Annotated in this window: 20 protein-coding genes and 4 tRNA genes; all 24 read right to left on the bottom strand. The window is 51.3% G+C overall.

What is annotated here, in order from left to right; genetic code table 11:
- Positions 1 to 137: 137 nt before the first annotated feature.
- The 24 genes from LK536_RS57655 to LK536_RS57770 all read right to left on the bottom strand — a co-directional run bounded on the left by LK536_RS57655 (position 138) and on the right by LK536_RS57770 (position 20,496).
- Positions 138 to 971, bottom strand: a complete 834-nt coding sequence (locus tag LK536_RS57655; protein WP_025482528.1) for a CvfB family protein — start codon at positions 969 to 971, stop codon at positions 138 to 140.
- A complete protein-coding gene (locus LK536_RS57660; protein ID WP_008726090.1) occupies positions 964 to 1,716 on the bottom strand; it encodes an acyl-[acyl-carrier-protein] thioesterase in 753 nt (250 codons plus the stop codon). Before LK536_RS57660 ends, LK536_RS57655 begins: the two co-directional genes overlap by 8 nt.
- A gap of 105 nt (positions 1,717 to 1,821) precedes the next feature.
- Positions 1,822 to 3,024 carry an acetate/propionate family kinase gene (locus LK536_RS57665; RefSeq protein WP_227797262.1) on the bottom strand — a complete coding sequence of 401 codons (1,203 nt, stop codon included), beginning with the start codon at positions 3,022 to 3,024 and terminating at the stop codon, positions 1,822 to 1,824.
- A gap of 297 nt (positions 3,025 to 3,321) precedes the next feature.
- Positions 3,322 to 4,260, bottom strand: a complete 939-nt coding sequence (locus LK536_RS57670; protein ID WP_040382540.1) for a TDT family transporter — start codon at positions 4,258 to 4,260, stop codon at positions 3,322 to 3,324.
- Between the two features lie 4 nt (positions 4,261 to 4,264).
- Positions 4,265 to 5,611 carry an NAD(P)/FAD-dependent oxidoreductase gene (locus tag LK536_RS57675; protein WP_227797263.1) on the bottom strand — a complete coding sequence of 449 codons (1,347 nt, stop codon included), beginning with the start codon at positions 5,609 to 5,611 and terminating at the stop codon, positions 4,265 to 4,267.
- Positions 5,608 to 6,030, bottom strand: coding sequence for a 4Fe-4S dicluster domain-containing protein (locus LK536_RS57680; RefSeq protein WP_008726099.1), 423 nt, complete (start codon positions 6,028 to 6,030; stop codon positions 5,608 to 5,610). The genes LK536_RS57675 and LK536_RS57680 overlap by 4 nt, the downstream gene beginning before the upstream one ends.
- A complete protein-coding gene (locus LK536_RS57685; RefSeq protein WP_227797264.1) occupies positions 6,011 to 8,116 on the bottom strand; it encodes a molybdopterin oxidoreductase family protein in 2,106 nt (701 codons plus the stop codon). The genes LK536_RS57680 and LK536_RS57685 overlap by 20 nt, the downstream gene beginning before the upstream one ends.
- Positions 8,117 to 8,137: 21 nt before the next feature.
- On the bottom strand, positions 8,138 to 9,100 hold the full coding sequence (gene asrC, locus LK536_RS57690; protein ID WP_120057617.1) for a sulfite reductase subunit C: 963 nt from the start codon (positions 9,098 to 9,100) through the stop codon (positions 8,138 to 8,140).
- 10 nt (positions 9,101 to 9,110) lie between these two features.
- Entirely contained in the window at positions 9,111 to 9,905 is a 795-nt protein-coding gene (gene asrB / locus LK536_RS57695; RefSeq protein ID WP_227797265.1) for an anaerobic sulfite reductase subunit AsrB, read from the bottom strand.
- Positions 9,905 to 10,936, bottom strand: coding sequence for an anaerobic sulfite reductase subunit AsrA (gene asrA, locus LK536_RS57700; RefSeq protein ID WP_227797266.1), 1,032 nt, complete (start codon positions 10,934 to 10,936; stop codon positions 9,905 to 9,907). The genes asrB and asrA overlap by 1 nt, the downstream gene beginning before the upstream one ends.
- 72 nt (positions 10,937 to 11,008) lie before the next feature.
- Positions 11,009 to 11,722, bottom strand: coding sequence for a Crp/Fnr family transcriptional regulator (locus LK536_RS57705; protein ID WP_227797267.1), 714 nt, complete (start codon positions 11,720 to 11,722; stop codon positions 11,009 to 11,011).
- 96 nt (positions 11,723 to 11,818) lie between these two features.
- A tRNA-Gln gene (locus LK536_RS57710) sits at positions 11,819 to 11,890 on the bottom strand.
- Positions 11,891 to 12,102: 212 nt separating this feature from the next.
- A tRNA-Gln gene (locus LK536_RS57715) sits at positions 12,103 to 12,174 on the bottom strand.
- Positions 12,175 to 12,312: 138 nt separating this feature from the next.
- Positions 12,313 to 12,987: a YczE/YyaS/YitT family protein gene (locus LK536_RS57720; RefSeq protein ID WP_227797268.1), complete on the bottom strand. Its 675-nt coding sequence runs from the start codon at positions 12,985 to 12,987 to the stop codon at positions 12,313 to 12,315.
- Between the two features lie 153 nt (positions 12,988 to 13,140).
- Positions 13,141 to 14,172 (bottom strand): lysylphosphatidylglycerol synthase transmembrane domain-containing protein, encoded by a 1,032-nt coding sequence (locus LK536_RS57725; RefSeq protein ID WP_008726112.1) that lies wholly within the window; start codon positions 14,170 to 14,172, stop codon positions 13,141 to 13,143.
- Positions 14,173 to 14,324: 152 nt separating this feature from the next.
- Positions 14,325 to 14,396 (bottom strand) — tRNA-Gln (locus tag LK536_RS57730).
- Positions 14,397 to 14,529: 133 nt separating this feature from the next.
- Positions 14,530 to 15,063, bottom strand: a complete 534-nt coding sequence (locus tag LK536_RS57735) for an RNA polymerase sigma factor (RefSeq protein WP_025482551.1) — start codon at positions 15,061 to 15,063, stop codon at positions 14,530 to 14,532.
- Between the two features lie 26 nt (positions 15,064 to 15,089).
- The gene (locus tag LK536_RS57740) at positions 15,090 to 16,274 is read right to left on the bottom strand and encodes a cation diffusion facilitator family transporter (protein WP_227797269.1); all 1,185 of its coding nucleotides are present in this window, start codon (positions 16,272 to 16,274) and stop codon (positions 15,090 to 15,092) included.
- Positions 16,271 to 17,020, bottom strand: coding sequence for a tRNA pseudouridine(38-40) synthase TruA (gene truA / locus LK536_RS57745; protein ID WP_227797270.1), 750 nt, complete (start codon positions 17,018 to 17,020; stop codon positions 16,271 to 16,273). Before truA ends, LK536_RS57740 begins: the two co-directional genes overlap by 4 nt.
- Entirely contained in the window at positions 17,017 to 17,571 is a 555-nt protein-coding gene (locus LK536_RS57750; RefSeq protein WP_227797271.1) for a VanZ family protein, read from the bottom strand. The genes truA and LK536_RS57750 overlap by 4 nt, the downstream gene beginning before the upstream one ends.
- Positions 17,572 to 17,749: 178 nt before the next feature.
- Entirely contained in the window at positions 17,750 to 18,916 is a 1,167-nt protein-coding gene (locus LK536_RS57755; RefSeq protein ID WP_227797272.1) for an aminotransferase class I/II-fold pyridoxal phosphate-dependent enzyme, read from the bottom strand.
- A gap of 33 nt (positions 18,917 to 18,949) precedes the next feature.
- On the bottom strand, positions 18,950 to 19,672 hold the full coding sequence (locus tag LK536_RS57760; RefSeq protein ID WP_008726122.1) for a DUF554 domain-containing protein: 723 nt from the start codon (positions 19,670 to 19,672) through the stop codon (positions 18,950 to 18,952).
- A 285-nt stretch (positions 19,673 to 19,957) separates the two neighbouring features.
- Positions 19,958 to 20,206: a hypothetical protein gene (locus tag LK536_RS57765; RefSeq protein WP_025482554.1), complete on the bottom strand. Its 249-nt coding sequence runs from the start codon at positions 20,204 to 20,206 to the stop codon at positions 19,958 to 19,960.
- A gap of 218 nt (positions 20,207 to 20,424) precedes the next feature.
- Positions 20,425 to 20,496, bottom strand: a tRNA-Gly gene (locus LK536_RS57770).

A 20,496-nucleotide genomic window follows, 5' to 3' on the forward strand; every position in this document is an offset into this window, starting at 1 on the left:
AAAAAGGCAGCCGCCGTATATGGGACTGCCTGATGATTCCGGTTGCCGGTTACGCATCTTTATCTGCATTTATACATATTTATCTGCATTTATATACGCTCAATTATCTGCATCTATATACGCTCAATTATCTGCATCTATATACGCTCAATGGTCTTTTCCGTAATGCGGATCTTACCTTCCTTCAGAAGACGGCCAACCGCACGTTTAAATGCGTTCTTGCTCATGTGGAACTCGCGCATGATGACATCCGGGTTGGCCCTGTCGTTAAAAGGAAGCACCCCGTCAAAGTCATCGATTACCTTGAGCACGGCCTCTGCGTCCGTCCCCATCTGCACATGGGCCTTCTCCCGCGCGCACAGATCCAGCTTCCCGTCATCGCGCACCCTGGTCACCCTGGCCTGCACCGTATCGCCTTCCCGGAACCTTCCGAAAAGCTCCTTTTTCGGTATCAGCCCATAATATTTATTGTCCACTGCCACAAATGCCCCAATGGTATCATTAATCTCATAAATCGTACCGTTCACCCAGTCATCCGCTTTATATGGGGACTGGTTACTCATATGGGAATATACCCGCATGGTGGCTGCCAGACGTCTGCTCTTGTCCACGTAAAGGGTAACAAGGCAGTGCTCCCCCTTGCGTACCGGATGGGTCTGCTCCTTAAAAGGCAGCAGCAGGTCCTTCTCCAGTCCCATGTCCAGAAAAGCCCCTATCTTCGCCACATCCTTTACCTCCAGCATGGCGGTCTCCCCTACCTGGAGCTTGGGTGCGGCCGTGGTGGCAATCAGGCGGTCCGAGGAATCCTTGTAAATGAATACCTGGATCTTATCCCCCACCTTTGCCCCTTCCGGGACCTGTTTTTTTGGAAGGAGGACCGATGCCTCATCCCCTGCATTCTCACCGACGTATACGCCAAAATCTTTTTCCCTCAATATTTCAAGTTCCTGTACTTTTCCTAATTCAATCATCTTTCTCCCCCTCTGGTCCGGCCTCTTCTTCCGGTTCGGTCCGCAGCCATATCACTGCGTAGGCGTCATCCTGCGTATTGTTTAAGGCAACCGTCCACACGTGGTCCGGCCCCTGGCTGACATGGGGAATGATGACATCACCCAGAACAGCCGCTTTCTTATAGTCTGCCCGTATTTCCCTGATTTTAAGCCCTTCCGGGATGGATTCCCTGGCCATATCCACATATTGGGCATTATTCACATGGTGGTTGGTATCAATATGATGCCGCGCCACCACGATGGGTTTCCCTGTCTCATACGTTTCCGGCACCGCTATCTTCCTTGGCGCCGGGCCCAGTTCAAGGGGCGGTTCCCTGTCCCCGTAAGGCTCCGTGTCCTCCGGCTGTACCCGGATCGGCATGTTTTTTTCCGTATCATAGAGAAACCACACGGAAGCCGCCCTGACACAGTCATGCCCCTTTTCGTCCTGGATCACGAAATCACGGTACCCGTAAATCCCTTTGGAAGAACAATGCCATGTCCCTACCACCAGCCGTTCCCCAAGCTTTGGATAACGGTCAATCAGAATCCTCCAGGAGGACAGAAGCCACGCCCTGTGGCCTGTATCCAGGTACTCCACACCAACCCTTGCATCCTCTGACTGGAACGTGCTGCAATCCTGCATATAATTGATGATCCCGGTAAGGGAGAGCTGTCCGCGTTCGTCCGTCTCACTATAACGGACCCTGCTGTTAATCGTATACATATTTACCTCGTTCTGCCTTTCGTTTCGCCTTTCGTCATGAATCCTATCATGAATCTTTCTGTACGGCGTCAGTGTACCAGGACATTGTATCACAGATAAACCGGATTATACAAGCCCTTCCGCCACGGCAGCCGCCTCCCGGGCAATCTCCAGTTCCTCATTGGTCTTTATGACCAGTACATTGACCCTGGAGGTGCCGTCTGATATCTTCACGGCCTCTGCCTGCTCCCGGTTCTTTACCTCGTCAATGGTAATGCCCAGGTATTCCAGATAACTGCATATCTCCTCACGTATATCGGAATCATTTTCACCGATTCCGGCCGTAAAGACAATGTTGTCCACGCCGTTCATGGCAGCGGCGTAGCTGCCCACGTACTTGGCTACCCTGTATGCGAATATCTCCCTGGCCAGGGTTGCCTTTTCGTGGTATTTGATTTCCGCGTCCTTTAATTCCCTAAAGTCACTGGAAAAATTTTTGGATATGCCCAGTACCCCGGATTCCTGGTTCAGTATGGCCACGATCTGCTTGATGTCCAGGTCCTCCTTCTTAGCAAGATATTCCAGCGCCCCTGCATCCACATCGCCGCAGCGGGTCCCCATCACCAGCCCTTCCAAAGGCGTGAATCCCATGGAGTTGTCCACCACCTGACCGTATTTGACCGCACAGATACTGGCGCCATTCCCCAGGTGGCAGACAATGGTCTTCACCCGCCCCGGGTCCTGTCCCATGAACTGGGCCGCCCTGCGGGAAACGTACTTATGGCTGATTCCATGAAAACCGTAGCGGCGGATTTTATGCCGTTCATAGTACTTGTAGGGAAGGCCGTACAGAAATGCCTTTGGCTCCATGGTCTGGTTAAATGCCGTATCAAATACCCCCACCATCAGGGTGTCCGGCATCAGTTCACGGCAGGCCTCCACCCCCACCAGATTGGCAGGATTATGCAGGGGCGCCAGGTCATTACACTCCGTCATGGCATGAATGACTTCTTCGCTGATGACAACAGAGCCAGTGAACTTCTCCCCTCCGTGGACCAGCCGGTGTCCCACCACGTCAATCTCTGAAAATTCCCCAATCACGCCTTTATCCAGGTCCGACAGCGTATCCAGTATGGTATGTACCGCCTGCTTGTGGTCCTTCATGGGAACCGGCTCCTTCAATGACACGCCTGTATCTGTTTTATAGGTAAAACGGCCGTCAATCCCAATCCGTTCACAAAGCCCCTTTGCAAGGACCCGCTCGGTTTCCGAATCAATCACCTGGAATTTCAGTGAGGAACTGCCGCTGTTGATAACCAGAATTTTCATGTGAACCTCCCCTTCCCTCCGGGAAATGTCCGAACATCCATCATCCCGCGGAAATGATGGTTCAGCCATACCCGGGGTGTGTCCGGAAATCCATTCCCGCCAGCTGCCCTAAGAAATCCACCGCCAGCTCCCCACATGGTAGCCGGCGGAAAGCAATTTTCAGCCACATCCTTATACTTGTTAGGAAAATTATATACCAGTTCCCGGAAGGTGTCCATAAAAATATGCGCCCGCCTAAGCGGACGCATATTTAGGATCAAGAATCCATCCATGCCATAAGTGAAAGCCGGATTCTTGTTAAGCCGCCTTTTTGCCGGCGCCAAAGAGCATTTTCAGGAAACCGAACAATACCATGCCGATGATGGCCGTTGTCAGGTAAATCTGTATACCCGCAATCTGTTTCACCACATAGCCAAGGGTCTCCTGGCCCGCGCCAGTGAAAAAGGCAGCCGCCTTGTTGGAGGCCACGATCCCAATTGCCATGGGGAAGGTAAGTCCTGCAAAACCGGGCGCAAAGGGAACCGCAAAAAATACGGGCAGCTTGACAATGATGAATACCAGCGAGGCAAGAACACAGAAAAACAGGACGCCCACAAGAACCATGCTGGGTTCCTGAGCCAGGTTCAGGTAGCTTGCCAGGCAAAGGCTGCAGGGGGCCAGCACAATGGCCTGGGTGTGGCACACAGCCGGTTTGACTTCCCTTGTGGCCAGCCTCCACACCATGAAGGGGATGGTGATGGTGTAAATGCACAGTCCCCATACCAGCACGGCCTTTGCCATGATGGGAGGCAGCATGGCCAAGCCTACCACGGTGGATACCATGATCCCGTTAAATGTAACGAACCAGCTTGGGACAAAGGTATCCAGCTTCACGCCGTGAAACACATTGTTAAACAGGAAAACCAGGATATGTACGGCGTGGATACAGACAGCCGCAATCAGGACAATCCTGGCCGGACCCGGCGCCCAGTCCTTATAATAGCTGCACAGGATCATGGTTACCATGGTGATTCCCGCATAGAGGCTGGCCGGGACCGTATTCTTATACTCCCCCTTTACAACCGAAGGGTAAAGGATGATTTTCCCGATATAAAAAAGCAGCACTGCCGTGGCCGCCCACATGGTCAGATGGCGGACCCAGTCATATCCAAGTCCCTGATAGATATTGCTCAGCGTTGCCGCGCCCAGCATGGTTGCCACTACCGGGATGGGCATGTTTTTCAGTCTCTCTTTCATAGGCTTAAGCCTCCTCATAATAGAATTCAAAATTATCTTTTGTATGGAAAAAATCTGAGTAGTCAATCTCAAATAATGGCTTCTTCACTTTGGATACATCAATCTTACTTGCAATCAGCTGGGTAAGCACACCGCCGTAGGACAGGTCGCCCTGAAGGATTGCCCCGTATATCTTTCCGTTTTTATGGATGACCTTACGGTAAATGCCGTCCCTGTCTTCCAAAACCACCTCATAGCTGTGGTCCGGCCGCTCCGGGATACCCAATGACATGGTGGGTATGTCCAGGAAATTCATGGTGGATTTGCTGGCAAAGAAGTCATCCATGGTTGCCCGTCTGTCTTCCTGCGAATCATCCATGGCTGCCCGTCCGCCTTCCTGCGCATCATCCATGGCTGCCCGTCCGCCTTCCTGCGCATCATCCATGGCTGCCCGTCTGCCTTCCTGCGCATCATCCATGGCCATATTCACGGCCGCCACCATGCCCTGCTTCACGGCCGCGGGCCAGATGGGGGAACGCCCGGTCACATCGCCTGCGCCGTAAATATCAGGAACACTGGTCTGCCCGTACCGGTCAATCACAAGACCAAACTGGTCGCACTCCACACCGGAGCCTTTCAGGAAATCAATGTTTGGCCGCACGCCCGCAGTGACTACCAGCATATCGCATGCCAGCTCTGTACCATCCGTCAGCTTCAGGGATGTGATTGTTCCATTTTTCGAGCACACTTCCCGGATACCCACGCCCAGATGCAGGCGGATGCCCTCATTTTCCATAGCCTCCTCGTAGGTTTTTGAGCTTCTTGCATCCAGCTGTTTTGCCAGCAGATGCCCCTCCATCTCTACCAGGTCCGCCTTTTTCCCAAGGTGGAGGAATCCAACCGCCGCGTCCAGTCCCGTAAGGCCGCCGCCCATGACCACGATGTGTTCCGCCTTCCCGGCCCGTTTCTTAATGGATTCCACTTCATCCAGGTTATGGAAGCCGTATACGCCTTCTGTTTCCTGAAGCCCCTTAACTGGAGGAAGGAGCGTGTGGGAGCCGGTGGCAATCAGGAGCCGGTCATAGGAAATGCTGGTCCCGTCTGAGAGGATGACCTTTTTTTCCTTATCATCCAGCCCCGTACAGCTGACGCCTTTCCTCCAGTCCACCTTGTACCTGTCCTCAAAATCCTCCTCTGCAAAACAAAGCTCCTCCTTTGTCCGCATGTTTCCCAGATAATGATGCAGGATACATCGGGAATATACCGTGCTGTCCTTAGATACCAGGATGATTTCAGCCTCCGGGCACTGCTTTCTCAGCTGCCGCACACCGTTTACCCCGGCGGCAGACGCGCCTAATACCACATATCTCATACATCCACCTCCTCCAGTGTAATTGCATTCATGGGACAGATTTCCACGCACATGGGCTTAGGGGAACCATCTTCTGTACGGTGTACGCACATGTTGCATTTCATGATTTCCTTATGCTCCAGCCGGTCGCTCTTTAACACGCCGTAGGGACAGGCCATGATGCACATATAACAGCTGGCGCATTTCTCCCTGTCATATTCCACGAAGCCGGTATCCGGGTCCTTATGCATGGCCCCGGTCATACAGGTGTAGACACATTCCGGGCGCTCGCAATGGCGGCAGAATATGGGGGCGCATTTTGCCTGGCTGTCAATGACCACCCGGTTCCTGGCATCGCAGCTTTCATGGCTGACCACACAGGCTGTGACACAGGTCAGGCAGCCGATGCAGCGGCTCCTGTCAATTTTTATCCGCAGCATATGCATTTCCTCCTTCTATTTTCTCAAACCACACAGGCGTTGCCTTGTAGGATGGCTCCTTGGAATATGGGTCGTAAATGGATGGGGTCAGCCGGTTGCACTCAATGTAATGGATGGGCGCGTAAAGCTCCCCGGGCCTTACCTGCTCCGATATCCTGACCCGGAAGGCAGCCTGCTGCCCATTGGCGGAGTGGACCTTGATCCAGTTGTTTTCCTCAATATGGCTGGCGGCGGCCGTGTCAGGATTCATATACAGGTATGCCTCCTTTGCCGACACATCCCCGATAAACTGTACCTCGCTGGTCCTGGACTGTGTATGCCACTGTCCCACGGAGCCGCGTCCCGTGTTAAGTATATATGGAAATTCTTCCGTGACAGGCAGCGGGTTCTCCTTGGGCGCCTCAAACTTAAACTGCGCCTTCTTGCTGGGCGTGAAGAAGCATCCGTCGCCGTAAAGCCTGCGCTCATCCTCCTGGAGGGCATCCCCTTCCCTGAAGGGCCACTGGATTCCGTGGGAATCCTCTAACATTTCCCAGGTGATTCCGGTGATGTCACAGGGCATGCCCTTGGAACATTTCTTCATCAATTCAAAGCAGTCCCGGGGCGTCTCCCAGCCGTTCAGGAGGCTGCCCATGCCCAGGGCCTTTCCGACGCCCAGGATGGCCTCGTAGTCAGTAATCTCATTTTCCTTTTTCTCAAGACAGGGGCGCATGGCGGAAAGGCGGCGCTCCAGGTTGATGTATGTCCCCTCTTTCTTGATTCCCGGAACCACGGGGAAGAATACCGTACATTCCTCAGCGCTCTCAATGGTGTCATAGATATCCTGGACCACGAACAGCTCCAGCTTCTTCACCGCGCTGGCAAATGTCTCGTTGTTGGTCCAGCTGTGCCTTGGATTGGTGCAGAGGATCCAGAGGCCCTTGATCCTTCCCTCATTGATTCCCTCAATAATCTGGTTGTAGGTGGCTGTGGGCTTCTCAGCCAGCACGCTTTCGTCCACCCCCAGCGCCTCCGCCACCCTGGCGCGCCTGGCCGGATTGGTAAAGTCCCCGCCAGCGTACAGGACCGCCGTATTGCTGTAGGCCCTGGAGCCCATGGCATTGCACTGGCCTGTGATGGAATTGGCCCCGGTTCCCGGACGTCCTATGTTGCCTGTCATCAGCGCGATATTGATGATGGACTGGGCGGTTCGCACAGCCTCGTATCCCTGGTTCACGCCCATGGTCCACCAGAAGGAGACACGCTTCCCGCTGTGGATCAGCTCCGCCAGCTCAAGGATCTGTTCCTTTGAAAGCCCGGTCATCTCCTCTGCCCGGTCCAGGGTATAATCCTTCACAAACCCCTTAAATTCCTCATACCCTTCTGTGTGCGCTTCTATATATTCCTCACAGACATATCCCTTATCAATGAGCACGCCTGCCAGGATATAGAACAACCTCAGGTCCCCCCTGCATTTAACCGGATACCAGTAATCCGCGTTCATGGCTGTCTCCGACTTCCTGGGTTCAATGACAATCACCTTCTTGTCAGGGTTCTGGCGCACCCGTTTCCACAGGATCGGGTGTGCCACCACCGGGTTGGCTCCCACAAATACGATGGTGTCGGAAAGCTCCAGGTCCTTCAGGGTATATCCCGGCGCATCAAATCCATAGCTCTGCTTATGGGCCACCACGGCAGTCGCCATGCAAAGGCGGGTATTGCCGTCCACATTGGTCTTGAGATAATTCCTCATCACATGACCGAACAGCGCAAATTCCTCCATGGTAAGCTGTCCCGTACTGATTCCGGCCACGCTCTCCTTCCCGTATTTCTCCTGCAGCTCCTTCAGCTTATCCGCCACATGAGAAAAACCCTCATTCCATGAGACCTCCTTCATGGAGCCGTCTGCCTGGCGTATCCTTGGAAGGGGCGATGTCTTGACCACGGTCTGCTGTCTGTCCAGGGAAAGTCCCTTGATACAGCAGAAGCCGTCATTGACCGGATACCCCTTGGTCGGCAGCACTTTCACGATCCGCCCATCCTCCACATAAAAATCCATGTTGCAGTCCAGGGCACAGTAGTTGCAGGTTGATTGTACCTTTTTCATGCGTTCCTTACTCCTTCCCCATTAATATTTTATCCCGCTCCAGTAAATCCGCTCCTCAAGTTCAGCCAGGTCCGGCAGGGTCACATCCTTAAGGGCCCATTTCTTAAACTCCTCAAACCCGGTCCGGTCCACGATATATCCGATATGCTCCTTGCCCCCGGGCGCCTCGGGGTCAATATATTCCTTCACATACTCATAGGTATTAGTGATGATTTTTATAATGCTCTCCTCATCCGCCCACTTGATGAAATCCTCCCCCATGCGCGGATTCTTCTTGCCGGTCCTTCCAAGAAGGGTCAGGCGGTAATACTTTTTCCCACTGCGCACCCATGCCCTGGTGGGACACTGGATCACACACTCGCCGCAGCCAATGCACTTCTCATGATTCCTCTGCACCCGGTAATTTACTGTTTTCAGGGCGCCAACCGATTTTTTCTCACAGGCCTTCACACAGGCGCCGCAGCTGACACAGCGGTCCTGCCTGTATTCCGGATGCGTCATTCCCATGATGCCAAAGTCGTGCATCCTGACCTTGGCGCAGTCATTGGGACACCCGGTCAGGGCCACCTTCACATGGAGGTCATTGGGAAATACCGCCTTTTCAATCTTAAATGCAAATCCGCTGGTATCATAGCATGCATAGGGACAGACCTGATTGCCCACGCAGGCGGAAATGTTCCTGGTGCCCGACGCAGTATAGCCGCAGCCCGGCTTATCCTGGTTAATGCCGATGCCCTGGATGATGGGCTGTAAAAGTTCATTTACCTTATCCATGTCCTCATACCGGATACCGGGAATCTCAAACCCCTGGCGCACCGTCATGTGGACGCTGCCATTGCCATACTGCTGGGCAATCTCCTGTATCATTGACAGATACCTGGCATCCAGGTGCCCGCCCGGAACCCTGACGCGGGATGCGGTCAGTCCGCGCTCCTTGGTGACCCGGAAGGCATTCTTTTTTAACTTCTTTGTATTGATATCCATTACACGCCTCCTAATCCAACAGGTTCTTTCCCACCGTATAGGGGAATACCGGTCCGTCCACACAGACGTATTTATCCCCGATGCGGCAGTGTCCGCATTTGCCGATTCCGCAGCACATCTTCCGCTCATAGCTTACCCAGATATTCTCCTCCAGGAAGCCGCGCTCCAAAAGCCCTTTGACAGAGAAGCGCATCATGGCCGGCGGTCCCACCACGATGGCCTTTGCAGATGACGCGTCCTTAAGGTCCAGGTCAGGTATGTACTTTGTCACAAGTCCCACCCTTCCCCCATAGCCATCCTCTGCCCCGTCCACGGTAAGGATCAGGTCCATGGTCTGATCCCATTCCTTAAAATCCTCCTGAAACAGGATATCACCGGGACTTTTAAAACCCGCAATCAATGTCATGCCCTTACGCTCCCCGGAATGATGGGAAAAATACTCCACCACGCCGCGCACCGGCGACACCCCGGTGCCTCCGGCGATGACTACAAGCTCGCTGTCCTTATAATCATCCACATCAAAACCATTTCCATAAGGTCCGCGCATGAACAGGGAATCCCCTTCATACCGTTCAAATACCTCTCCGGTCACCCGGCCCACCCGGCGGATGGTCAGGTCCACGTAGTCCGGCCCGATCCCGCTGACCGAGATGGGGGCTTCGCCGTACTTTGGGATGGACACCTCAAAAAACTGTCCCGGCTTCACATCCCCAAAATACTCCATGGAAAAGGTGTACTCAATCTCCGTATGTTTTTTTACCTTTACTATCTTTGACAAAAATGGTGCATACTCCTGGCCCTTCATCAGCGCACCTCCTTTTCGGCATTTCCCATATCCGCCAAACGGTTCACGCAGGCTGAAAATGAGATATATTCCGGACAGATGTCGTCACACCGGCCGCAGCCCACGCACATCTGGTATCCGAACTGTTTCTTAAAATCAGATATCTTGTGCAGGACCTTAAAGCGCATGCGCTCTCCTTTGGAATTACGGTAACAGCCTCCGCCCGCCACATCCGTGTAGCCGTCCACCATACAGGAAGCGTGTACCCTGCGCCGCTCTCCCGCCCTTCCATTGTCCTGGTAGAATATATCCTGCATGGTAAAGCAGGTGCAGGTGGGACAGACAAAGTTACACCGTCCGCAGCCAATGCAGCGGCTGTCATAATCCTTCCACAGACCGGCCTTTACATGCTCAGGCCCACATTCCTCCGGTATCCTTACCTTCACATGGTTTTCACTGACAAAATCCGGCGCAGCCTCTGTCATACCGGCTCCCAGTCCATCCAGCCAGGCGTCCAGTCCGTCCATACTGCCTGTTAATTCCGCCTGGACCTGTCCGTCAACTGTCTTTATATTCATGGTTGCATCGTATTCCTCTGTCCGGTTGGTTCCCATGGACACGCAGAACCCGTTGTCACAGGATTCGCTGCAGCCCAAAAGCACAAGGCGCAGCCCCTTCCTCAGGCGCGCATAATAGCTGTCCTCAAAGCGGTTATCCAGATAAACCGTATCCAGCCTTTTAAGCGCATGGATATCGCAGCTTCTCATAATCAGAAGCGCCGGTTTCCTCCTCTCAGGCTCAGCCTCCTTTACCTCCCCTTCCGTAAAATAAAAGAGAATCTGTGTAATCGGCAGGACTGCCTCCTTAAATGAGTAAGCGGACTTCTTTTCCCATTCCAGTTCCTCAAACCCTTTCAGCCGCTCATATCTTACCACATCCGTATCCGAATACATCCCTTCCCCGGCCATGCACTTCGGTCCATAAACCACATAATCCCGGTTCCACATCTCAAACAACTGACGCAGTTCATCTTCCCGCAGACGGTATCCCATGCAGCACATACTCCTTTTCTTTGTTAATATTTTAACTATAACAGATAAAAATAAAAAATGCCGTGATTTATATCACGGCTGCTTAAAATAATCACTTAATTTTTCTAAATCAGGGACCCAGAAATGGTTCTTTTCCACATATATAAGACCCAAATCCCCTAATTTCTTGGCCTGTCTGGATACCGTCTCCCTCTGGGAGCCAAGCATCTCCGACAGGTAGGTGATGCTGAGCTGCATCTGGATCAGCACCCCCTTGTCCGTCATGACCCCATAATCCCTGGCCAGCTTGTAAAGCTTTGCAGCCAGCCTTTTTTCACCTTTCATGGCATTGGTGGTGTTCTTAAGCTGTCTGTAAAGCCTGCGTATCCTGAGGGCCATGGCGTCAAAGGCAGCCCTGGTCAATCCAGGGTCCCGCTCCATCACGTGCCAGAACCGCTCCTTGGAAAGCACCAGCACCTGGGCGCTTTCCCGGATTTCACAGTTAATGGATACCGGCAGGTCCTGGAACATGATTTCATTGAGCATCTTTCCAGGTCCGTATATGAATACCACCTTCTTTTCCCCCAGGGTGTTCAGCTTATAGAGGGAGGCAAGTCCTTCTAATATAATATAGAAACAGGACAGCTCCTCACTATCGTAAAACACATGCTGACCCTTCTCATACCCTTTTATATAGGCAAAGGACATGATTTCTGCCCTGCTGGACGGACTGGCATCCTTTAATATATCTGAAATCTCAAGCGCATCCCCAACCGTCATCGCGTCATCCCCCATGCCTTCCCTCATGACCTATTGTCCAACGTTCCCATCCCGTTAAAACCACCCTGTTAAAAAAGTCTTTAAACATAAGGACTTCTCCTCATATCTAAAGACTTGTCTTAGCTGGGCTACAAGGATTCGAACCTTGAAATGACGGAGTCAGAGTCCGTTGCCTTACCATTTGGCGATAGCCCAATCATGTATCTGTTGACCGTTCATTATTCTACCATGATCGGCAAAATATATCAATATATAAAATGAAATTTTTTTCACAATATCATTTGACCAATATCTGTCATTATGGATTCTCAAAAAGATATACACGGCAGTGATATCCGCCATCCCATGAAATGCAAAAAAGCTGTCCGGCATAAGCACCTGTCTTATGCTGGCCAGCTTCTTCCTAGCTGGGCTACAAGGATTCGAACCTTGAACTGACGGAGTCAGAGTCCGTTGCCTTACCGTTTGGCGATAGCCCATCATTAACTTTTTAATCCCGCAGTTGTTGGAAATCACGCTGGTGATTAACAGCTGCGGGATTAATTATACCCATATTGTGGCAATTAGTCAAGCACTTTTTTATTATTGGGCCAAAATTATTTTATCTCCTGCAACTCTTATGAACATGCGTCTCCTGCCTCTGTATAGGACGGAATCCAGCCCCCAAGGGCCGCAGAAACCTTCTCGATAAAGAAATGGGATATGCTCCCCACAATCAGGGCCGCAATCACGGTTCCCTCCCGGATGCCCAGCACCTGTCCCTTTACCAGGACGGAAACCACCACCGCACTGGCCACAATACTCATATCAAACCCGGTCTTCACACGGCCGAACCTCCATCCGGTAAGCCTTGCAATCACACGTACCAGTCCTTCACCGGGAAGGATGAGGACATTGGGTATGACCTCAAGTGCAATCCCAAGCCCCAGGAAGACGCAGCCCAGCAGCAGCATCAGCACCTGTCCCACATAGCCGCCTGTCTGCCAATAACTCAGGATGCTGAGCCAGCCGTCAATACAGACGGAAAATAAAAGCGCCGCAGGAAGCTGAAGCAGCTGGATTTTCTGAAACGCTTTCCCCAGCAGGATTACCTGGATGATAAACATAACAGAATTGACCATCATGGTAAAGGTACCCAGGGTATGCGGGAAAATAAAGGTCAACACAAAAGCAAGGCTGGTAATCGGCGACGTTCCCAGCCCTGCTTTTGTAATCAGGCTTATTCCCAATGCACTGAATATGACTCCTGCAATAAACATTCCATAACGCTTGAACATATCTGAATTTTTCACGTGCTAACACCTCTAATTTTTTTAGTGTACCTAAAATATTTTATATATTTAATCATAGCACGTTCTATTATCCTCTACAATGGGCATACTGACCAACTTGAAGATGAAAATTCAGCAATATGCACAATCATTTTTAGATTACCTAAAAATTTTTTAGGTTCCTTTTTGCCGTCTGTCGACCAGGATATGGGCGCCTAATGTCACGGCAGCGCTGAACAGCAGCTGCACATAATAGGCAATTCCCCGTGAAAGTACCATGGCCGGAAGCAGCAGGTCCCCATAAAAAATAGGGTCAAATATGGTCAGGAACAGATGCTCGCTGATTCCCATGCCCCCAGGAAGGGGAAGCATGTCTGCTGATATGGATATGGTTGACTGCAAAAGGATAAGGGTTACTGCGTGGGTCCCTCTTAACCCAAAGGCTTTATAGACAAAATATGTGACAGAAAACAGGGCAATCCTCTGGCAGAAAGTAAGGAGCGTCACCCGCACCAGTACTTCCTTGTGCTGTCGCAGGTACAAGGCGGTTTCATTGTAGTGGTCCATGGTCAGGGTGAGACGCTCCGTCCTAGAGGGCTTATCCTTCAGTATATGCAGCCTCACCAGGAATCCCAGCAGCTTCATGGCAATATTCTTTGCCAGGGACGTATGGAACGCCAGAATCAGCATGGCAAGGCAGAACACCACGTTCAGGGTAAGACCCAGATAAAACACAGGCATGACCTCATACAGGTAACGGTCCAGCAGCCCCCTCCCAAACACAGCCAGGAGACATCCTGCAATGACCAGCACGGACTTATATGTAATGGTCACAACCATCAGCACCACCGTTGCCACGGGCACCGGTATCATATTCTTCCTCATATAGTACACCTGGGCCGGCTGCCCTCCTCCTGCCGAGGGCGTGATACAGCTGAAGAAAAAGCCAATGGCCGAATACATGAAGCAGGTCCGCCGCTTTGCCTTTACATGCAGCGTTCCAAAGAGATAATGGAGGATGGCCGACTCCGCCCATATGAAGAATACCACACAGGACACGCCCAAGATCAGGAACACCGGTGACGCCTCGGTTATGGTATCCGCTATATCGCTTAAATCTTCTCCCTTAAACACACTGTAAATGGTCAGGAAGAATACAATCAGCAAAAATACAGCGTTCAATATATTTTTCTTTTTACTAGACATTCAAACCCCTTTTCCCAGATATCTGGCGCTCTGGCAAAACATCGCTTACAGGATAGGATACCATAAACCAAATAATCCCGCAAGGCAATATGCCAGCGGCGCATCATAAAAAACCGGAAATCCATGAACTGGATTCCCGGTTTCCTCAATAACTGGGCTACAAGGATTCGAACCTTGAAATGACGGAGTCAGAGTCCGTTGCCTTACCATTTGGCGATAGCCCAATAACACAACGAAAGTTATTATATATCATAGTTTAATTTTCGTCAAGTACCTTTTTGAATATTTTTCCAAAGTATTTTTCCAAAGTCCATCTATTTTTCCAAAGACTTTTTGAATCTCTCCCCGGACAGCCATTCAGGCGCCCGGATATTTCAGGATATTCTGAAGCTTTTTCATGGAGCGGTTGTACTTGGACAGGACTGTGGCCAGAGGCATTTCCAAGGTCTGTGCCACTTCCCTGTGCTTCATTCCGGCCGCCGTATGAAGGAGCACGATCTGCCGCTCCTCCTCACTGATCTTACCGAGGGCATCTAAGAGCACCTTCCTGTCCGCTGCCTGTTCCAGGGATTCACAATACGCCCCTTCCTCCTTTCCTTCCAGGTCTTCAAGGGCAACATTGCTTACCATTTTCTGCTCCCTGAACCTCATGTAGCAGAGATTCCTGGCAATGGTAAAAACCCATGCCAGAGGCTTTCCCAACGGGACGTAGGAGCCGGCCTTGGTCCATACGCAAAGATACGTTTCCTGCATCAGGTCCTCTGCCTCATAGGGGCTTTTTGTCAGCGACAGGATAAAGCTGTATACCGGACGGGCGGTTTCCTGATAAAACTGGCGGAAGGCTTCCCTGTCCCCCTCTGCCATTGCCTGTATCATCTCTTCCTGTGTCATCTGCCCTTCCCCCTTTGGGGATTAGCCTACTCTTTATTTCCCGACATGAAACTGTTCTCCACGGTAATGACGCACTCGCATCGCCCATCCCGCTTTTTGACCTCATCGCTAATCCTTGCTTTCAGTTTACCCTGGGCAGACTGTTTATATTCCCAGGGAACTACTAAATCAAAAATCAGGTTGATCCGGGCCTGTCCGTCCACCATCCTGAAATCATGGAATTCCAGGCGGCTGTCAATATTTTCCAGGACATCGGCCACCATATCTTTAAATTTAACAACCAGTTCATTGTGTGTCTCCACCGGATCCATATGGATTACGAGCAGAAGACGGAACCGCCGCAGAGCCTCCCGTTCAATTCGGTCAATAATCTCATGGCTGAACTCCACATCGCAGTCATTGGGAACCTCCGCATGGATGGATGCCATGCTTCTGGTTGGCCCATAATTATGTACAATCAGATCATGGGTTCCCACTATACCGTCAAAACTCTCCACAAAATTACTGATTTCCTCATAAAACTCCGGGTCAATGCCCTCTCCTATCAGGGGCGCCAGGGTATCCTTTGCAATATTCACACCGGCAATCATGACTACCACGGATACGATGATTCCCACGATACCATCCACATTCAAACCGGCGATGCCATAAACTGCAATGGAAAAAATCGTGGCCGATGTGGCTGCCACATCCCCCATTGCATCTGCCGAGGTTGCCATCATGACCTTGGAATTGATTCTTTTCCCCAGCTTCTTATTAAACATGGACAGCCACAGCTTCACTCCCACGGAAAGCAGGAGGATGACAATGGAAATCCATCTAAAGGTCATATCCTCAGGGTGGATTATCTTTCCCACCGATGATTTAAACAGTGAAAAACCCACCTGGATGACCAGGAAGGCCACAATAAAAGCCGAAATATATTCAATCCTTCCATGTCCGAATGGATGGTCATCATCAGCCGGCTTTTCCGCCATCTTAACGCCGATAAAGCCAATAATGGAAGAGGCTGCATCGGACAGGTTATTAAATGCATCTGCCATGACAGAGATACTGTTCACCAATATTCCAATAATCAGCTTGGCTGCAAACAGCAGAAGGTTACAGCAGATTCCCACCCCGCTTGCAAGGGTGCCGTACTCTGTCCTGACCTCGTCTTTCTCCACCTGTTCATGGTTCTTAACAAAATGTTTTACCAAAAAATCAGTCATATCAGTTCCCCATATTCTACCGTTTCAAGAAACAGCCCCTCTGGCGGGGCTGTAAACCCGGCGGCCTGCCGGTCCAGCGCCTCCAGAATGGACCTCATGTCCTCCGGCATTCTCCTGCCCTGTCCCACTTCAATCAGGGTTCCGGTCAGGATACGCACCATCTGCTGTAAAAACCCGTTTCCCGTAAATGATATATGAAGCCTGGTATCTTCCAGACGTTCAAAGCGTATGGACTCCAGGGTCCGTACCGTGGATTTTTTCATCTTTTTATTGCCGCAGAAGCTCTTAAAATCCCTGGTGCCTGTCAGGTATGCTGCGGCCCTTTCCATGGAAGACACGTCCAGTTCCTGTCCCAGACCATAATAATAGCTGCGCCGGAACACATCCTTTTTAGGTCCCAGTTCAATCTGGTAGCGGTAGGTCTTCCTCACAGCATTTAAGCGGCTGTGGAACCGCTCCGGCGCTGTTTGGATTCTCCACACAGCTATGTCCTCGGGAAGATACCTGTTCAGGTACTCCATTACCTCTTCCGGCGCCCTCTCTCCCTTTAACTGGAAATCAGCCACCTGGCCACGGGCATGGACGCCTGCGTCCGTCCTTCCGCTGCCCCGTACCTCCACCGGTTCCCCATCCAGCTTCTCCAGGACGCGTTCCAGTTTTCCCTGGATGGTCTTTTCCGTATTACCCTGCTTCTGCCATCCGTCATAACGCGTCCCGTCATAGGACAGCCAAATGATATAATTCATTTTAATTTTCCCCTATCTGTTTTTCTCATGAAAGCCAGTACCGTTGTCAGCGCCAGACCGCACATCACTCCGCACAGATCCAGCCAAACATCATCCACCTGTCCGGACCGTCCATCCACAAACAGCTGGATGGTTTCATCCACAAAGGGCACAAGGAATGCCAGCTCTGCCGCCAGCCTGGGCTTCCTGATTCCTTTTGGCATCCATGTCCTGCAGTAAAAGGCAAGAAGGATGCCCAGACCTGTATACTCTATAAAATGCGCGCTTTTCCTCACAATATGTTCAGTAAGCCATCTGCTGTCAAAACCAATCATTTCCAAAAAGTCATGAAGCTTCATGAGCAGGAACCCGCTCTCCCTGGAGGAAATATGGGCAGGCGTAAGGGAATTGCCATATATAAAGCATATATATACAATCAGCAGGATAAGGGCCACCCGCTGTCCCGGACCTGCCGCTGTCCTGTGTTCCGGCAGGCCCGTTGTTTTACCGCGCCCCGGCAGGTCCATTGTCTTCCCGCTCCCATGCAGGCCCGTTGTCTTTCTGTCCTTCATCCTGTCATTACTCCTTTTCTTCCGGACGCACTCATGCCCCCACCTGCGTCCTCCTTCCGGCCGCACTCATTGCACCACCTGCGTCCTCCTTCCGGCTGCACTCATGCACCACCTGTGTTCTCCTTCCGGCTGCTTCCAAGCACCCATCTGCATTTTCCTTCAGCCTTCACTCCCACGTTTATTTAAGGATACCGCTGGCATCCACGGCCCGGATGGCTTTATTCAGCATTTCCTCATCCTGTACAAGGGCCAGGCGCACATAACCTTCGCCGGACGGGCCAAAGGCGCTGCCGGGAGTTACCATGACCCCGGCCTTTTCCACCAGCGCCATCACAAACTCCTCTGAGGACTTAAACTTCTCCGGAATTCCTGCCCACACAAACATGGTTGCTGCGGGCCGCTCCATCTTCCATCCAATCCCCGTAAATCCGTCGCACATGATATTACGGCGCGTCTCATAGGCTTTCATCGTGGTATGTACACAGGACTGGTCGCCTGTTATGGCTGCAATGGCTGCTGCCTGGATAGGAAGGAACATGCCATAATCCATATTGGATTTCAACAGCTTGATTCTGGACACCACCTCTTCATTGCCCAGACAGAAGCCAATCCTGGCACCTGCCAGGCCGTATGTCTTGGACAGGGAATTAAACTCCACCCCAACCTCCCTGGCACCTGGGAAACGCAGGAAACTGCCGCAGGTCCTTCCGTCAAACACAAGGTCACTGTATGCATTGTCGTGAAGCACGATGATATCATGTTTTGACGCAAATGCAATCAATTCTTCATAAAATGAATCAGGCGCCATGGCAGTGGTCGGGTTGTTCGGATAAGAGACCACCATAAGCTTTGCCTTTTCTGCCACGTCCTCAGGTATCCCGTCCAGGCGGATTATATATCCATTTTCCTTTTTCTGGGGCATGTAGTACAGATTAGCGCCTGCTATCTGGGGACCATCCCCAAACACAGGGTAGCAGGGGTCAGGAACCAGCACGATATCCCCTTCGTCCACCATGGTCAGCGCAATGTGGGCAAGGCCCTCTTGTGAGCCCAGCAGGGAACAGATTTCCCTATCAGGGTCCAGGGCGACCCCATAGCGCTTCATATACCAGCTGGAAACAGCATCCAGCAGTTCATTCCTGTCGCTGATGGCATACACATAATTCTTAGGGTCGGCTGCAGCCTTACAGAGCGCCTCTGTAATGTGGGCCGCGGGCGGTATATTGGGTGCGCCGATACTAAGGTCAATGACCTCCTCCCCCCGCTTAAGCTTCTGTCTCTTAATCTCAGCCAGCTTTGAAAAGATACCCTCCCCAAAGCGGTCCATTCTCTTTGCAAATTCCATTTCCATCATCCTCCCTTTTATATCCGTATATTCCTAAAAACCAAGGGCACATGCAATCAACGGCAGGAACACCGCCGGAAGCAGGTTGCCGATTTTAATTTTACTTCCCAGGACAAGATTCAGCCCCAGCCCGAAAATCAGGATGGAACCAATACAGGACATCCTGACAATCATCAGGTCCGTGAGATACGGCTTCACCAGTCCGGCCAGCGCAGTCATACCGCCCTGGTATATCCCTACCGGAAAGATGGAGAAGACGGTTCCAATCCCCAGGGTGGCGGTAAATACAATGGACAGCACCCCATCCATCACTGCTTTTGTAAACAGTGTACTGTAATTATGACTCAGTCCGTCCTCCAGTGAGCCCACGATTGCCATGGCGCCCACGCAGAACAGCAGGGATGAGCTGACAAATGCCTCCGTAAAAGTCCCTGACTTCTGGCCGCCCGGAATCCGGGACTTACACCAGCCGCCTAACTGCTCCAGTTTATATTCAATATTAATCCACTCTCCCAGCGCCGCTCCCGCCACCATACACACAACAGTCACAAGGGTATCCCTTGTCTCAAAGCCGCTGCCGGACATAGTCATCAGGCCCTTTATTCCTCCTGTTATCCCCACAAACACCACGCACAGCCCCACCGCGCTGGAGATGGTATCCTGAAGGCGTTTTGGAAGTCCCCCCTTCAGCAGCATCCCAACCATACATCCGGCCAGGATTGCCCCGATATTTACAATTGTCCCTAATCCTGTCATCCCTCTATACCTGCCTGTTCTGTGACTTTTCCCTGCTTTGGCAGCCAGCCCTTTTGTTACTGTGCATCTGGTAATGTGAATCTGGTAATGTTCCTCTGCATCTGGCTGGCGCCTCATTGGGACAGGGCAGTCCATTTCGCCTATTATAGTACAATTTTCCAGATATGACAAGACAGGAAGCTGCCCAAAGGAAACTTCCTGCCTGCTGTCATGCTGATATCAAAATCATGCTCCGGCGCCCAGGACGGCCTTATTTAAAGTATTTACCCAACCTAACTATACGCTTTAAGCTTTCCATTGATAAGAAGAAATGTATGCACTCCTATATAATTTTAAGATTGGTACATCATCATAAATATAAAACATCAAGGGACGTTCCAATAATTTTTTTGGCAGGTTCCCGTCGGCTTCCAAGATAATACACCTTGTCAGACCATCCGGTGTAGTTTTATTATCAAGAGCTATAACCAGTGCATTTTCATCGACTATGACTTTTTCATCTGTATCAAAAAAGGAAATCTCCAATCTCTTCATATTGTCACCTCATGGATTCAGCTGACGGAAGCAGTCAATACCGTCTGTTTATGGCCATTTTTATTTTACCATAATTCCAAGAAGGGGGAAATACCTTCTCCAATCTGGAAATTTCTCCCTTTGACCAGATTAGAGGTGTATACAACTGTCTACAGCATTTTGGAGCACATAAAAGGCTGAAATCCCTATAAAATCAAGGAAATTCCAGCCATCAAAAAAGCGCGAGACGGGATTCGAACCCGCGACCCTCGCCTTGGCAAGGCGATACTCCACCACTGAGCCACTCGCGC

Source organism: Clostridium pacaense (assembly GCF_020709765.2).
In the GTDB taxonomy this organism is placed as follows: Bacteria; Bacillota; Clostridia; order Lachnospirales; family Lachnospiraceae; genus Enterocloster; species Enterocloster hominis.

Bases quoted from the DNA above. Each gene is read 5' to 3' on its own strand.
- LK536_RS57655 (WP_025482528.1), bottom strand. From the start codon at position 971: ATGATTGAATTAGGAAAAGTACAGGAACTTGAAATATTGAGGGAAAAA.
- LK536_RS57660 (WP_008726090.1), bottom strand. From the start codon at position 1,716: ATGTATACGATTAACAGCAGGGTCCGTTATAGTGAGACGGACGAACGC.
- LK536_RS57665 (WP_227797262.1), bottom strand. From the start codon at position 3,024: ATGAAAATTCTGGTTATCAACAGCGGCAGTTCCTCACTGAAATTCCAG.
- LK536_RS57670 (WP_040382540.1), bottom strand. From the start codon at position 4,260: ATGAAAGAGAGACTGAAAAACATGCCCATCCCGGTAGTGGCAACCATG.
- LK536_RS57675 (WP_227797263.1), bottom strand. From the start codon at position 5,611: ATGAGATATGTGGTATTAGGCGCGTCTGCCGCCGGGGTAAACGGTGTG.
- LK536_RS57680 (WP_008726099.1), bottom strand. From the start codon at position 6,030: ATGCTGCGGATAAAAATTGACAGGAGCCGCTGCATCGGCTGCCTGACC.
- LK536_RS57685 (WP_227797264.1), bottom strand. From the start codon at position 8,116: ATGAAAAAGGTACAATCAACCTGCAACTACTGTGCCCTGGACTGCAAC.
- asrC (WP_120057617.1), bottom strand. From the start codon at position 9,100: ATGGATATCAATACAAAGAAGTTAAAAAAGAATGCCTTCCGGGTCACC.
- asrB (WP_227797265.1), bottom strand. From the start codon at position 9,905: ATGAAGGGCCAGGAGTATGCACCATTTTTGTCAAAGATAGTAAAGGTA.
- asrA (WP_227797266.1), bottom strand. From the start codon at position 10,936: ATGGGATACCGTCTGCGGGAAGATGAACTGCGTCAGTTGTTTGAGATG.
- LK536_RS57705 (WP_227797267.1), bottom strand. From the start codon at position 11,722: ATGAGGGAAGGCATGGGGGATGACGCGATGACGGTTGGGGATGCGCTT.
- LK536_RS57725 (WP_008726112.1), bottom strand. From the start codon at position 14,172: ATGTCTAGTAAAAAGAAAAATATATTGAACGCTGTATTTTTGCTGATT.
- LK536_RS57735 (WP_025482551.1), bottom strand. From the start codon at position 15,063: ATGACACAGGAAGAGATGATACAGGCAATGGCAGAGGGGGACAGGGAA.
- LK536_RS57740 (WP_227797269.1), bottom strand. From the start codon at position 16,274: ATGACTGATTTTTTGGTAAAACATTTTGTTAAGAACCATGAACAGGTG.
- truA (WP_227797270.1), bottom strand. From the start codon at position 17,020: ATGAATTATATCATTTGGCTGTCCTATGACGGGACGCGTTATGACGGA.
- LK536_RS57750 (WP_227797271.1), bottom strand. From the start codon at position 17,571: ATGAAGGACAGAAAGACAACGGGCCTGCATGGGAGCGGGAAGACAATG.
- LK536_RS57755 (WP_227797272.1), bottom strand. From the start codon at position 18,916: ATGGAATTTGCAAAGAGAATGGACCGCTTTGGGGAGGGTATCTTTTCA.
- LK536_RS57760 (WP_008726122.1), bottom strand. From the start codon at position 19,672: ATGACAGGATTAGGGACAATTGTAAATATCGGGGCAATCCTGGCCGGA.
- LK536_RS57765 (WP_025482554.1), bottom strand. From the start codon at position 20,206: ATGAAGAGATTGGAGATTTCCTTTTTTGATACAGATGAAAAAGTCATA.